At 37.3% G+C, this 16178-nt stretch carries 8 protein-coding genes; 2 read left to right on the top strand and 6 right to left on the bottom strand.

The window, feature by feature from the left end; translation table 11 throughout:
- Positions 1-1992: 1992 nt before the first annotated feature.
- From F6K15_RS26875 to F6K15_RS26860, 4 genes are all read right to left on the bottom strand, one after another.
- Positions 1993-2991, bottom strand: a complete 999-nt coding sequence (locus F6K15_RS26875) for a J domain-containing protein (protein ID WP_293066770.1) — start codon at positions 2989-2991, stop codon at positions 1993-1995.
- A gap of 240 nt (positions 2992-3231) precedes the next feature.
- Positions 3232-5247 (bottom strand): molecular chaperone DnaK, encoded by a 2016-nt coding sequence (gene dnaK, locus F6K15_RS26870; RefSeq protein ID WP_293066767.1) that lies wholly within the window; start codon positions 5245-5247, stop codon positions 3232-3234.
- A gap of 114 nt (positions 5248-5361) precedes the next feature.
- Entirely contained in the window at positions 5362-6537 is a 1176-nt protein-coding gene (locus tag F6K15_RS26865; protein ID WP_293066764.1) for a transposase, read from the bottom strand.
- Positions 6440-7015, bottom strand: a complete 576-nt coding sequence (locus F6K15_RS26860) for an IS607 family transposase (RefSeq protein ID WP_293066762.1) — start codon at positions 7013-7015, stop codon at positions 6440-6442. The genes F6K15_RS26865 and F6K15_RS26860 overlap by 98 nt, the downstream gene beginning before the upstream one ends.
- Before the next feature lie 517 nt (positions 7016-7532).
- Between F6K15_RS26860 and pds the strand changes: the two genes are divergently transcribed.
- Both pds and crtB read left to right on the top strand, forming a co-directional pair.
- Positions 7533-8990, top strand: coding sequence for a 15-cis-phytoene desaturase (gene pds, locus F6K15_RS26855; protein ID WP_293066759.1), 1458 nt, complete (start codon positions 7533-7535; stop codon positions 8988-8990).
- Positions 8974-9912, top strand: coding sequence for a 15-cis-phytoene synthase CrtB (crtB, locus tag F6K15_RS26850; protein ID WP_293066822.1), 939 nt, complete (start codon positions 8974-8976; stop codon positions 9910-9912). Before pds ends, crtB begins: the two co-directional genes overlap by 17 nt.
- A gap of 904 nt (positions 9913-10816) precedes the next feature.
- Here crtB and F6K15_RS26845 read toward each other — a convergent pair.
- Positions 10817-11290 (bottom strand): RNA-binding protein, encoded by a 474-nt coding sequence (locus tag F6K15_RS26845; RefSeq protein WP_293066756.1) that lies wholly within the window; start codon positions 11288-11290, stop codon positions 10817-10819.
- A gap of 1331 nt (positions 11291-12621) precedes the next feature.
- Positions 12622-15174, bottom strand: coding sequence for a M48 family metalloprotease (locus F6K15_RS26840; protein WP_293066753.1), 2553 nt, complete (start codon positions 15172-15174; stop codon positions 12622-12624).
- Positions 15175-16178: the final 1004 nt, after the last annotated feature.

The following is a 16178-nucleotide window of genomic DNA, read 5'->3' as shown; positions in this document are numbered from 1 at the left end:
TTTTCTTCTAAAATTCTGTCTCCTGTCTTTCCCTCCACGGTCGGGCCCCGCGGGTGGGTTGTCTCCTGACTCCTGATTCTATACCACTGGTGGTGCGGAATGTGGGTTTAAATATTTTCACCAGTTAAATTTTATGGCTAGTTTAAAAGGAGAAGTATTTATTTTTGAGGTAGTTACTATCAACAACTCTGGCAAAATAATCAACCGCACCTCTACCAGTGCCAGGCAAAAAATACCACAAGCAAGTTTCTAATAAAGATTTCCAGCTACATACCACAAAACAATCAATCTATCAATCTACTGAAAAATGAGGAGAGAAAAATTAGTCATTCATCGTCAAATAAATTCAGGCGATCGCCTCTAAAAACAACGACAATATAGGTATTTGCAGCCTCAAAATTCTTTTAAGCAATACTAACCCTTGGATTTTTCTACCATTTAGAGTATCACACAACCGAGTAAAAGCGCTAAAAATATTGAAACTTCGTGAGCTGATTGGGAAAACTTTTCTCCGATTTTGTCAGAGGTTGATGACAAAATTAAAAATTTTCAAACTAAAAGACTAAAACCTATAACTAAAACTTACATACCAGCCTAATTTTGAGACTTAGCAGTTTTTTTGATTTACTCATCAAAATTTTTAGGTAAGTGGGAAACCAACTTCTTTGACAGCACTTTTGAGGAAGCGTGAGGTACAGTTTATTAATTATCTGTTGCCTTCCGGAGCTGTTGCCTAAAGTCCTAAAATTTTGTACCTTACTAACTCCGAAACTGCTGTAAGGGCTAGAGAGACAAGATACCTGTTTATATGCCGATAATTCAACTGAATATAGTTTTAGTGGTAAGCGAGTTAACGGGACTTTAGCAAAAAAACGCCTTAAAAAAAGCCTTAAACTCTTGCTATGTAATACTTTAATGTCAAAATAGCTTATTTGTTGATATATCTAGGTTTTCCTGGGTCATGCTACCCAAAGAGCAATTTTTAGCCTGAGCTTCGTATTTTCCTTGCTACTGTTGAGTTTGAAGCAATTTTCACCGTCAAAAATATCAAAGTCTCGTTAAGCCTGGTTTGTACACAATTCTGAATTCTTTTCCAAAACTTCCTTCCGCTTCAAAAAAAATCATCCTAAATAAATAATAGACAAGTAATATCAAATCCGGTAGCATCGGTTTAATAAGATAGTGAATCAGAATTCAGAATTCAGAATTCAGAATCCAGAATAGAAGAGAACTCGGAATTATTTCCGCTCTGGGTGAAGATGGAATATTTTTTTATACCGAATTAAACGGATTTGATCTAATAGAAAGATTGCCCGATCGCTTCCTACTTCCTATGAGTATATGTAGTCAAAATATTTAACTTTGTCATTTTATGAAGCTCAAAAAAATTCAGAGGATAATTAGGTTGCATCCGCTTAAAAGTCGCGATAGGATATATATATTGGGGTTCGTTCGCCCCCCATAAATGACTTTTTATTCAACTAAAAAAGTGAAACAGATTCTATGAACTCCTCTGGAAATTTAAGTTGAATCTTGTCATTTTATGAAGCCCAGAAAAAATCAGAGGATAATTAGGGCTTGCTGATTAAATATCAAAGCATTGATTAATATTGGTTGTAGCATTTTTTGGTCGAAAAAAGTTTGAGCTTTTCAGTGGAAAAAGCTGGAAAAGCTAGTATTTTGAGACGATTATGGCAGAAAAATCACTCTTACAATTTTTCCGACCACCTCCTCTATAATTCCCATTTATCCTGAATTATGTTTGCGGAGCATTCCGTAGGAAATTCTGAATTCTGACTCCTACCCCTACCCCTACCAAAAGACTTTATTCAGCAAACCCTAATTAGGTTGCATCTGCTCAAAAACTGCGATAGGATATATATACTGGGGTGTGCTCGCCCATGCGCATGAAGTTTTATTCAACTTGAGAAGAATAAGACACATGAAAAATAGTTATCAATCTTCAAACCAACCGCACAGCTAAAACTCAAATTAAACAGGCAAATCCTTCCGAGGTTTAAACCTCTCAACCTCCCGTAACTTCTGATAAATCTCCAACTCCTCCTGAGTTGGCTCCTTCGGAGTCACAATCTTAATTTCCACCAACTGGTCGCCACGCTCACCCCTCCCATCAGGATACCCCTTACTCGCAAGTCGCAAACGTTGACCAGAAAAAACCCCCGCTGGCAACTTCATCTTCACCCAACCATCCAAAGTCGGCACCTCAATATCCCCACCCAAAACAGCCTCCACAGGAGTAATAGGCAACTCACAAAAAATATCCGGTCCCTCCAACTGATAAAAATTATGAGGAGCGATCGTAATCTTCAAATACAAATCTCCCCCACCAATACCCTGATTTTTCAGACGAATTCTTTGACCACTAACCATAGCCATCGGCATATTCACCTCTATCGAACGGCCATCCTCCAAACGTATTTTTTCAACCCCTCCCACATAAGCCTTTTCCAAAGGTAAAGTTAACCTAGCCTCAATATCCTTTTTTACTTCCCGTTCTGCTGCCTTATAAGTAGTCTTTTTCTGACCAGGACGATAAACATTAGAAGTCTGAGTTTTTGGAATTGTCGAAGCAACTGGAGTTCTAACTTCACGGCGACGACCCAATAGTTGGTCTACAAAAGTATTAAAATCTGAAAAATCACTAACATCTGAATTTTTTTCATTTTTTCGCCCATTTTCATCACGATTATCCCAATTCCTAAAATCAGGAACTCGTATCCCCACCCTACCCCCAATTCCTTTAGGTTTCCAATATCGAATAAACTTATCGTATTCTGTTCGTTTTTCTATATCCGATAAAATATCATAAGCTTCATTAATATCTTTAAATTTTTCTTCTGACTCCTTATCACCAGGATTCACATCTGGATGAAACTGTCGTGCCAGTCTCCTATATGCTTTCTTAATTTCATCCACCGAAGCATCTTTAGAAACATCTAAAATCTGATAATAATTCCGAAAATTTTGCATCTGCTAACTTAAACTTATAAGTTTTAACTATAAATATTTTCTATAAATCTTTGAGGCAAAATGGTAGGATATTTGAAACTTCTTAACTTTCTCACTTTTAGAGAAAAATCATAGAAAGTCACCAATTTACTCAGGACATTCTCCAATCTTCATCACTTATTCACAACAATAAAATCACTTTTTATTTTAACTATATCTTGTAACTAAGTACCAAACTATCTCCCGTAAAATCTAAAATAGTTATAGCCAATCATCATCATCATTCCAATCATCACTCTGATAATAACGATTTGGTCTAGTCGGTCTGTTATAACTGACTCGATCAGGAGGCCGACGATCTATCCTATTATCATAATCATAGCGTTCCTTGCGCTTGCGGTCCTCTCCAGAGATACTCCGACGCACAGATCCAAAGAAATCATCATCCTCTGAATCAGAGGTATAAATTGACACTTCACGATTCAGGTCATATAGAGCATCTTGTAAATCAACTCCTACCTGATCAATACCCCGCTCATCATCCCTCTCCAGGCTATCCCTTAGTTCCCTAATCAACATCTCAATCCGTTGACGACTCCTAGCAGCAAATTGCATACCATAATCTAAGGCCACTTCTCTGAGTTGTCGTTCAGCTTGAAAGGCCAAAGCCTCCGCACGATTCCGCTTTTCTACTTGCTCCCTTCTAAGTCGGTCTGTCTCAGCAAATTTTTCAGCATCCCGAATCATCTGATTAATTTCTTGCTGAGTCAAAGTCGATGCCCCTTGAATCGTAATACTTTGAGCCCTACCTGTAGTTTTGTCCATTGCAGTCACCTGCAAAATACCATTAGCATCAATATCAAAAGCTACTTGTACCTGTGGCACACCCCGTGGTGCAGGAGGAATACCCGTAAGCTTAAATTTTCCTAGAGACTTATTCTCCGCAGCAATTTCTCGTTCTCCCTGAATAACATGAATCTCAACTACAGTCTGGTTATTTTCTGAAGTAGAAAAAATATCAGAACGTCGCACCGGGATAGTAGTATTCCGAGGAATAAGTTTTTTCATCACCCCACCAATAGTTTCCAAGCCAAAAGATAAAGGTGAGACATCCAACAGCAACACATCTCGCACATCACCAGCTAAAATTCCGGCCTGAATAGCAGCTCCCACAGCCACAACTTCATCAGGATTAACCCCTTGATTTGGTTCCCTATCTATAAGAGAGTAAACTAAATCTTGGACAAAAGGAATCCGAGTTGAACCACCCACTAATACTACTTCATCAATCATAGAAGGACTAATACCTGCATCTTTTAATGCCATTTTGACAGGGCGTCCAATTCTGGGAATTAAATCCCCACAAAGTCCTTCAAATTGAGACCTAGTCAGTCTAGTTTCTAAATGTTTAGGACCCTCTTGTGTGGCCGTAATAAAGGGTAGGTTAATCTCAGTCACTCCGACCCCAGATAATTCTATCTTAGCTTTCTCCGCAGCCTCCATCAGCCGTTGTAACGCCTGGCGATCGCTTGTTCTTAAATCTATTCCTTCCGTCTCTAAAAACTGTTCTGCCAAGAAATTTACTATTCGTTGGTCAAAGTCATTACCCCCTAGTTGGGTATCTCCACTCGTAGATTTAACTTCAAATACTCCATCTCCTACCTCTAATATTGATACATCAAATGTACCTCCACCCAAGTCGAAGACCAAAATCACCTGATTTTCTGTATTCTCTAACCCATAGGCCAAAGATGCAGCCGTTGGTTCATTAAGAATTCTTTTAACTTCTAAACCCGCAATGGTCCCTGCATCACGAGTGGCCTGTCTTTGGGAATCATTAAAATAGGCTGGTACGGTAATTACTGCCCCTGTAACTTCTTCTCCCAGATAGCGACTTGCTTCATCTGCCAACTTCCGCAATATCATTGCTGAGACTTCTTCCGGAGCAAAATCTCGTTTCATCCGAGGACATTTGATTTTGACATTCCCATATTCATCTCGGCGAATTGTATAGGGAACCCGCTTTGACTCTGGAGATAGTTCAGAGTATTTACGTCCAATGTATCGTTTAACCCCGTAGAAAGTGTTCTGAGGGTTCAGAACAGTTTGTCTTCTGGCCATTTGTCCGACTATTCGTTCTCCTTCCTTAGTGAAGCCAACTACAGATGGAGTTGTCCGCATTCCTTCTGAATTAGCTATCACTATCGGTTTTCCGCCTTCCATAACGGAGACTACGGAGTTTGTTGTACCCAGGTCTATGCCGACTACTTTGCCCATGGCTTAGTTTTCTCTATTCTGTCCTTTTATTGATTATTCTATCGTTTCAAACTTCTCAAGCTTTGAGGATAGCCGATACTATTTTGCTAAATTTGTTAACAATGCACAGCTAGATTAACCTGCTGAGGGGGTATCTCCCAATGTGGTAGAAAAATTTTCTACCACGCTTTTGATCAAAATTCCACGCGCTCCATTTAGGTCACGATCGAGGCGAAAACCATCATTACCAATAACAACTTTTTTACCACCTAAATTATTCAGAATTTCACCAGTCCAGCTAACGGTTTTGCTAGTATAAGCTTCTGAAACATCTAAAACAGCTTTGTTATACTCAGCAGCTTTATGTTTCAAGAAAAGCTCAAATCTGTAATGTGCCCAATTCAGCATTTGTCTAACTGACTTACTTCTGAGTTTTCTACTTGATTTGATTATCATCTGAGAAACTTCAAAAGTTGGAAGTAAAATTACATCAAAGTTTTGGACTAGAAACAAAGCTGTTTTATGGTGCACCTCCGAAATAAGATTTCTAATTTTTAACCTCATTCGATTAGCTGCTTTTTTCATTCGTTGCTTGGTTTTAGATTTAGCTTGACTCAATCTAGAGATTAAATCATCTAAGTAGTAGCAAAGTCTTTGAACTTTACCAATCTCACCGGAACCTATCCAACCAAAACTATTCTCAGAAAATAATGTCAGAAAGTTTCTCACACCAGGGTCCAATGCCACAACTCGACCTTGATTCTCCAGATTGTACTTTGGTAAATCCACTGGCAAACAAAGATAATATTGACCCTGCTGTACAACTATTCTGCAATCCCCGAAAGATTCTGGTAATGGCTCAGAAAATCTAATTTGGCCTAGTTTAGTATGATAAATACCTTTAGATGAGACTGCCGACTTAGGTATGTAGCAAGACTGAATCGGGTTTTTACGAGATTTGAATTTGACCTGTTGTCGTTGCCCTGTCTTAGAATACTTAACTTTCGCTTCTCTCACTGCTATACAAGCATCACGAACAGCAATAGATTTTATCTGGTAAGGGACAAGCTTTGCCCACTCAGGTAAATTATTCAGGATACCACCTTTGATTGCTTTCCAATTAGCTTTGGTATCAGGTTGCATTAGATATTCAACAGTGCGGTTATAGGTAAACCTAGCCATACCTATCCATTGCCTGAGTAATTGTCTTTGTTCACGGCTGGGGTAAATCCGAATCTTCTTTGATTTTTTGTTTGTACTTTCTGAGTCCGTGGACTCTACAGGAAAAAATGTGGATGATAGAGAGAACATCGGCGACCATTTCTGATTCTGGACAGAATACAGTTTTGTCGAGAACCAGGATTTTTCCACCGTTTTGTTCGACCAAATACTGTATAAGCTCGAATCCAAATCTGGTAAGTCTGTCCCTACAGGTAACAACAATTGTGAGCTGATCCCCTCGCAAGAGTCTGTCCAGTATGGCTCTAAGACCTTTTCGTTTGAAGTTGAGTCCACTGCCGATGTCTTTGATAACTTCAGCTTCTGGGTACTGATTTTGCATGAACTCAACTTGTCTATTGAGGTCGTCTTTTTGTTTTGAGGATGAGACTCGGCAATAGCAAATAAAGGAAGCTCTAGTTGCACCCCTGATGTAGGATTGGGCATTGTACAGTCTTTGCCCTGCCTCATTTTTGATGATTTCGATTTTGCCTTCATCTGCATACTTACGTAATGTATTAGGATGCAAGCCAAGTATTTCTACGGCTTTCCTAAGTGGAACATAACCCATAATGCTATATGAACATATAGGAGCTTATGTGAACAAATGTTAGCAAATCAAGAATAGTTAGTCAACCTTACTGTCTGCCTATAAACTTAAAAATGGACTAAGGTTAATTTTTGTTAGAGGTACAACTACGATTGAGACTTCCTTGCTAAAACCCTCACATTTATTGAACTTATAGGGTTTGTATTATGCTCTCTACCTCCTTATTTCTTAACTTGGCCTTTTTTTTAGATTAATAAATTTAATTTTTTTTTAGCGATCGCCTCTGACCCTTAGTCTGTTAATCTTAATCTGTTATGGATATTCAAGAGCAAATTTAAATATGTATTTTTAAATTTTATTAAGATACTTAGATTATATTACTAATTTTGCTGTAACATTACCACACTTATCTACTTTTTGTCAAAAGTATATATAGCAAAAATTGAAAAAATGAGATGTTGCTGAAATTTGTAACAACTTGTAAAGTAATAATAATAAAAAAAAAGTAAATTGAATTAAAGAGGTTTTTACCAAGTAAATGCGAGTTGCGATCGCGGGAGCGGGACTAGCCGGTCTTTCTTGTGCCAAATATCTAACAGACATGGGTCATACTCCAATAGTCCTAGAAAGAAGGGACGTTCTTGGAGGAAAGGTAGCAGCCTGGAAAGACGAGGAAGGAGACTGGTACGAGACTGGTCTACATATATTTTTTGGAGCCTATCCAAATATGTTGCAGCTATTCAAAGAACTAAATATAGAGGATAGACTGCAATGGAAACAGCATACGATGATTTTTAATCAGCCAGAAAAACCAGGAACATACTCTAGATTTGATTTTCCTGATATTCCAGCACCTTTGAATGGAGTTGTGGCTATTCTCCGCAATAACGATATGCTAACCTGGCCAGAAAAAATTAGATTTGGCATAGGTCTGATTCCAGCTATGCTTCAAGGCCAGGAATATGTGGAAAAAATGGACAGATACACCTTCTCTGAATGGTTGAAAAAACAGAATGTTCCTCCCAGGGTAGAGAAAGAAGTATTCATCGCCATGTCAAAAGCATTGAACTTTATTGGGCCAGAGGAAATATCCTCAACCGTAATTCTCACAGCTCTAAACCGTTTTCTCCAAGAAAAAAATGGCTCTAAAATGGCCTTTTTAGATGGTTCGCCAACAGAGCGATTATGTCAACCTCTAGTAGATTATATTACTAACGGAGGTGGAGAAGTAGAGTTAAATGCACCGCTCAAGGAATTTTTACTGAACGATGATGGTCAAGTCAGTGGATTTCTCATCAGAGGATTAAATGGAGCAGAAGATCGAGTAATAACTGCTGATGCTTATGTATCAGCAATGCCAGTCGATCCCCTAAAAGTAATGTTACCCAAACCATGGCAGCAGATGGAATACTTCCAAAAACTCAATGGTCTTGAAGGTGTACCAGTAATTAATCTACATCTATGGTTTGATCGCAAACTCACAGATATAGACCACTTACTGTTTTCACGCTCACCTCTACTAAGTGTCTATGCAGACATGAGTAACACCTGTCGTGAATATGCTAATCCCGATCGTTCCATGTTGGAATTAGTATTAGCACCCGCCAAAGATTGGATTTCTAAATCCGACCAAGAAATAGTCGCAGCCACAATGGCAGAGTTGGAAAAATTATTTCCCCATCACTTTACAGGAAATTCTCCAGCTAAGTTGTTGAAATCTCACGTTGTCAAAACGCCCCGCTCTGTATATAAAGCTACCTCTGGTCGCCAAGATTGTCGCCCTTCCCAAGTAACACCAATTGCAAATTTCTTCCTGACAGGAGACTATACTATGCAGCGCTATCTAGCTAGCATGGAAGGAGCTGTACTTTCTGGAAAGCTGACAGCGCAGGCAATTACTAAGGCAAGTTCCGCTAACGCTTCTACTCACCTTGAATCTCATGCAAACCTGCAACCAACAACTCCAAAGCCAGCAAAGAATGCTGCAACGGTCTAAATATTCTCAGCACATGACTCGTTCATCCCTGGTATCACTAGAAGAGTCTTATGAGCTGTGTCGTCAAGTCACAGCTACCTATTCTAAAACTTTTTACATGGGTACTCAGTTAATGCCAGAAGTTAAACGTAAGGCGATATGGGCAATATATGTCTGGTGTCGTCGTACAGATGAACTGGTCGATGGACCCATGTCAAGTTCTACAACTACAGAAACTCTCCAAGAGTGGGAAAAACATCTAGAATCTATCTTTGCTGGCTATCCACTAGAAGATACAGATGTAGCTTTGGTAGATACCCTATCCAGGTTTCCTTTAGACATACAACCATTTCGAGATATGATCGCGGGTCAGCAAATGGATCTGTACCGCAGTCGCTACGAAACATTTGAAGAACTGGAACTTTACTGTTATCGAGTAGCAGGTACAGTTGGTTTAATGACTATGCCAGTTATGGGAGTGGTTCAATCGAGTTTGACTGCTCCCTGGAATAGAAACCAACAGATGAAATCTCCCGCATCAGAGGCGATCGCTTTGGGAATTGCCAATCAACTTACCAATATTCTACGAGATGTAGGAGAAGATGCTCGTCGGGGTAGGATTTATCTTCCTCTAGAAGAATTAGCTTTGTTTGATTATACCGAAGAAGATTTATTGAATGGTGTAATTGATCGACGCTGGCGAGAATTAATGAAGTTTCAGATTAACAGAGCACGTAAGTTTTTTGTTGATGCAGAGAAAGGTATTAGGCGTTTGAATCCTGATATTCGTTGGCCTGTTTGGTCAGCTTCTATGCTTTACAGTAAAATTTTAGATGCTATTGAGCGCAATCAATATGATGTGTTTAACCGTCGAGCTTACGTTTCTACCCCTCGAAAGTTAGTATGTTTACCCATAGCATTACTTAGATCGAAAGTGTTATAAGTTTTTATTTTGAGGAGTCAGGAGTCAGGAGTCAGGAGTCAGGAGGGAAGAAAGAAGAAGAGGAGGAAAAGGAGAAAGTTTTTTTATCACTAATTATCCAGACACGATAAAATAATGCTATACTTCCGATGCGACTTCAGTTATTAAGTAATAATAATGCTTCAGTAATGTTTGCATGCGATTATCGGCATTAAACCAAAATATCTTATGTCTTTTAACCCTACTCCCTACTCCCTACTCTCAAGCAGATGTAGCAAGAATGCGCGAGAAATGGTATAACTAATCAACTGAAATCTTTCTTGTCTTAGTCAAAAATTAAACCATAAAAATAGCCTTTGATTTATTTATTAAATCGAAGGCTTCAAAGTGACTGTTTGACATCCTCCCAACGTTGCACATAGCGCGACAACGCAGGATTCCTAAACCTCACGGTTCAGGACTTTCTGCTTCCTAGCACCTGCCTCCGAGGCCGAACCTCTTTCTGGCCTTATGGTCGCTCCACAGACTGAAACTGCTAGCCCAGCAGCCTTATTTAATATTAACACACATTAACACACTAATTGGCAAAACCGCAAAATTGATTGGTTTTCCCATGCGACGCTCCCCCTTTGGGAGAGCGTGGGTCTTCAACCAACGTTAAAGATTTTATGGTAAGCATACTGTCGCACACCCAACTTAATTGCTTGTTTGGCGTTGGTGATTTTAGGTATGATATCATGTCCGGATAATTTAGGGATAGAACTCTGTTCCGCTTACGCAACCAACAAACTTTCTCCTTCTATTCCTCTTTCTTTTTCTTTACTTCGCTCCTGACTTCCCCTCCTGGGAAGGGTTAGGGGTGGGTTGACTCCTAAGTAATTAAGATGAATATCATACACGCGCTTCAGCAACACCGTTTGTTTTCTTAAGAATTAGTAGTAGCTGCTAAACGCTGTTTCAACTCTGCTAAGGCATCTGCCCAACGAGGGTCTGGCTGAACTGCATCATTTCCGCTAGAATTAGGAGTACTACTGGTAGTCTTAGATCCTCCTTTATCCTTTTCACGACGAGACTTTTTAACCTTGCCACTGCTTTTGTTAGCTGGTTTTGACTCATCCTCAGTCTTTTCTGACTCGCTCTTATTCTTAGAGCGGGGCAAAGCTTTTTCAATTTTTAAAGGACTTTCTTTAAACTGATAACCATTGTACTTTTCAATAATTTGGTCAGCTTGTTCATCATTTTTGACTGTTACAAAGCCAAAACCACGACACTTACCAGTTTTACGGTCTGTGATCAATTTAGCGGTAACACTATCACCTTCTTGGGCAAAAACTTCTTGCAGTTCTTGACGTTCCATTACTTCTTTAGGTAGGTTACCTATATACAAACGAATTGACATACTAATTTCCTCCAGACTTTGACTTGCTTAATTACAATAAAACAAAAACTTTGTTAACTGAGATTGACTGAACACAAACAAAAGAAGAGGGCGCTCAAAAAAAACTGCTCTTGACTCTGAAGTGCAAAAAACCTGAAACAAATATTACTATTTACCTTAATAAAAAGTGAAATGATATCCCATTTTCCAATTTGGTTAACTTTAGCAGATAATCTGATTTTATCAGGTTGTTTTTAAACTTTATTAGTCACCACTCAGCAAACAAGGCTATAGGTCTTGCTAAATTACTTCTTTATTGATATTGATTTGCTAAACGCTTATAACCCTAATTGATCAATATAACTTTAAAGCCTGCTAAATTCAAGCAAACCAATTACTACATAGTATATTTATTTTTAGTATACTCCCTACTGTTAAAGACTAACTATTAACTATAATATTTGCGTTATTTTCTTAGCAAACCGGAAATGTTCATATCAGATATTTAATTTTTTAACAGACAATATTGTGTCTTACCAGTATAAACTTATCATAACCATAAGTCAATAATCTACATATTTTTGCAAAATTTGGCTACTAATATTTTTTTTCCACTAAATTCGGTTGAAAGCCCTATCCTAAAAGAAAAGCTCTATATTATTATCAAGGATAGCTTGTATTTTGTGAGTGTTTCATTAAGATTCAAATAGGATTGATACACCTAAATCCCAAAATCTTACACTAAAGATACATCAAGATTTATCGATCATGGCAATCAAGAAAAACATACTTGAGATATTTTTAATATAGGAGTTGTCTGTTCAAAATGAGATGCACTAGCGCTAACGCTAAAAAGCTAGAAAAGAAATGATGTTACATTTTCATGGAATGATGAGGATAGAACTCCAGCTTAGGAAAAGACAGATTAAATTAGAATAATCGCACAATCGCACATAATACCGCAAATATGCAAAGTCAAGAAAAATCACACAGATCAACTATTAAACAATCTCCAATTCTAAGACCGCGAAGTTTCTTAATTTAAAAAAAACAGCCGAAAGATGTAGCTGGCATAAATTACTGTGTTGGGAGATTGATTGACACTTACCATACAAGAAGTTTAGCCGACAATGAGTTTTTGAGCTTTATTACTAATTAACAAAACTATACTTAATATTAAATAGCATAAGTTTATATCTTTAAAAAGATGTAATATCTCTACAAGTTAATATAAACCTACATCCTGAAGTTCTGCAAAATTATGAAGTTACTTTAATTAAGCAAACTTAATTTATAGACAAATTTAACACTGTTTGTTTAATAGTGCAAGCTTTCTTTACATAATCTGATAATTACAACCTGCCTACATATATCATATAAACTCCCCATATAGAAAAAATACAAGCTACGACCGTTGACCAGACTGGATGGCCATTATTAATAGTTTGACCATTATCAGTTTTTAAGTTATCGATATCTATCCAAGGAATAGCCCCTCTCCTCAACCAACCAGTAACAGTTATAGGCTTACCAACAAGACCGCCAGGATTAGTTAGTCCAGGCCACAAGTTACCAATAGGACCTAATTGAGAAGAATAATGTAACTTTATCAGTCCTTCTGTTGTTTGTAGAATCAAATCTTGTCCCAACAAATTACTCATCCCACTCTTGCCGAGCAGTTGGCCTTTTAACTGAATTGGCTGACTATCTAATGGCAAAGCTTCTGGGTCGGTTAGCAATTTTAGCAAATTAGGATGTTGCCAAATTTTAGCTGGTTTAATATCGGGAAAAAAGTGATTAATTCTAATCAAAATACCAATACTAAAACCTATAGCTAAAGAGCCAACTAAAATCGAAATATCCCCCAATAACCAATCCAGTCTCCAAAGACCAAAAGCAGATGAAATTCCACCTATTAACCAAAGTAAGCTAGCAAAAAGTAGACCTATTAACATTCCGAAAAAAGGCGCTCCCTGAAGTAAAAGTTTTTGTAAATCAAAACTTGGTGGAGTTAAATACTTCCCTTGCTGATTCCTACTTAACTGATTTTTTTCAATTGTATTAGCATTGATATTTTCTAAATTTATCTCAGTCTCTAGCTTCCAAAATTTAGCATATAATTCTAACATTTTCAACCGATTGCCAAGCAAAGGATGAGTATCATTAATTGCCAACCAATTACGATATGGGTTAGTAATATCCCTGTTAAAAATTGATGCAAAATTACTATCTGAACAAATACTACCAATAGTAATAGTTTGATTTATTCCGACTGGCATTAATAGTTCAAAACTTTCTAATAAATTTCTAATTTTGCCTTGATTTTGTATATCATTAGCCATTCCAATTGTGATTTTAAGAATAGCTAGTGTCAGACCATTAGGATTTCCTGTTAAGTTACAAGCTAGGCGATCGCTATAATATACTCTTCGACGAGATAACCATAAAACAGGCAATCTTAGCAACCGATATAAGCCATAACTAAGGGTGGAAATTATTGCAGCGAATACTCTAAAACCGGATACTAAAATAGGTAAACAAGATTTGATAAATTCTGGTAAAAAATCGGGTAATCTGTGGTCTACAAAATCTAATACCCAGTCTGCCCAAAAAGTTAATTGCCAATAAATAGTATAGGGAATTTGAAGTATCAAAGTAGCCATAGACATTAACCAAAAGGCTCCTGTTTTAACATGACTAATTTCCCTGGCATAAATAGTGGCAATTTCATCTTCTGTTAAATTATCTAACAATCCCTGACTAACAACTATTCTGAAAAAACGAGGCAACCATCCATAACTAAATGCTATAGGAACATCTATTGGTAAAATTTTCAATTTAATTCCTCGTATTTTTCGTTTTTGGCAAAAGCTACGGAGCAGTTTATTGGCTTCTTTACTGTAATTAATTAGAGTTGTTGTTGGTAATTTTTTTAGACCGTAACCAAGAATTAATAATCCATCAATTAACCAAGGAGAGAAGATAAATAATGCTGTGATAAAAATTATAAAATTTCGAGTAGGGTCTCGGTAAAAAATTTGAATTGGTTGGAAATAAGGCAGCCAAACTAGGAAATCATTAGTAAAGTCTAAACTCAACTTTAATATAGTCAGACTTAGCCAATATAGACCAGCAACTACAGCTATTTTTTCTAACCAGAAAAGACTTAAGTTAGGAGATTTAAGTTGACGACCTCCTTTTGCTCTTCCCGCTTCACGCCATATTATTTTTGGCGAGCGATCGTCTATATCTTTAGCAATATCTGTTGATTTTTTGTCGGGTTTATTTGAGGGTTTTGAATTGGAGTTATTAATTTCTGTTGATAAAGGTAGTGTTTGATTTTTTTCTGTATCTATATCATTTTGATTTGACTGAGGATTTTCGACAATATCTGAAGGTTGACTAGAATTTTTTACCGAGTTATTTATGTTCGATAAATTAATATTTTTTTGAGATGGTTTTTGATGATTTTTGGCTGAGGCATTTTGCTCTGAAGTGGGATTAAATGGAACAAATCCTGTTTGAATTTTTTGTTGTTGATGTGGGGGAGGTAATGGTGGAGGTTTAGGAGCAGGAATAGTTGATTTTTTAGGATTTTTTTGCGGATATCGCTTTAATAATTCTTGGAGATGACGATGAGCAAAAGTTTGAATTTCATCATTAGATATTTTTGTTAAATTACGGCATAGGGTAATGGCTTTATCTATTTGTTTAGTTCGTTCATAAGCTACTATTAAACCCATCTTTGCTTTTAACTTTTGCTTCAGGGTTTCTTGTTGAGAAATTATTTCTAGATGAGCGATCGCCTGTGGATAATTTTGTTGTTTAAGAGCAAGTAAGCCAGCTTTTAGGGATGGTTTTTCCGGTACAGAATCACCTGTAGCAGAGGATGTATTATCTGTCATTTTTATTTTTGATATTAATATTTCGGATAACTAATTAGTCACCTGGAAAAAGTAGAACCACCTTGCCCATTTATTATTTTCATGTCTTTCTTTAATTTGAAATTTGACTTAAAATTTGCTGGCTCTACTCACTCTTTTTTAGTAAGCATTTTCTTTCCGAAGGAAAGCTAAGATAAATAGAATGCTGCCTCTTATACTAAGAGTGGAAAAAGGGCATTGCATAGTGACGAATGATTTTAGATTTTTGATTGAATGGGGTTTGGGATTTGAGAATTACTAGAATGATTAATATTAGATTTTTTTAGTCACAATCTAAACTAATTTTTGGCAATATCATTCCATGATGTGCAACCCCTCAAATTTTTTTCCTTCTTCCTTCTTCCTGATCATTCCATAATGTGCAACCCCGAAAAAAGAATGCTTTTCTTAGGTGAAAAAATTATTAACTAATTAATACAGGAAGAATGACCTTTTTGATAATTATTAACCACTTAATGTGTTAATTATTTATATTTTCTTTTGTGGGTTTAATACCCCACAATTAACAGGGGTACTTAAAATTGTTTGTGGTTATAATACACGGGGGTGGCATATCAAAGACTATCCATAAGTAATTATACCAATTCCCATGCATTAATGCTATACTTAGGTAGCACTTCAGTTATTAAGTAATAAAAAAACCGAACATTTTTTTTGCTAATTTTAGCCAAGTTAATGTTAATCTAAACCCCATCCTTAAGAGCTATGCTTTATAAACATCTTTCTTAACATAAAACGTAGACAAAAAAGACAAGTTATGGGTAAGTCTAAGAGCGGCTTTTTCGGGAGAAAATTGTATTGAAAAATACACTATAAGTGAGGACTGTAGACAAAATTCTTACTTCCCCCTCTTCCCCCTCTTCCCCCTCTCCCCCCTCTCCCCCCTCTCCCCCCTCTCCCCCCTTTCCCCTCCTCCCCCCCTTCCCCCCCCTCCCCCACCCCACCCCCCCATCCTCACCCTCCTC

It is taken from the genome of Okeania sp. SIO2B3 (assembly GCF_010672525.1).
In the GTDB taxonomy this organism is placed as follows: Bacteria; Cyanobacteriota; Cyanobacteriia; order Cyanobacteriales; family Microcoleaceae; genus Okeania.
This window is presented reverse-complemented; position numbering and strand designations above follow the sequence as displayed.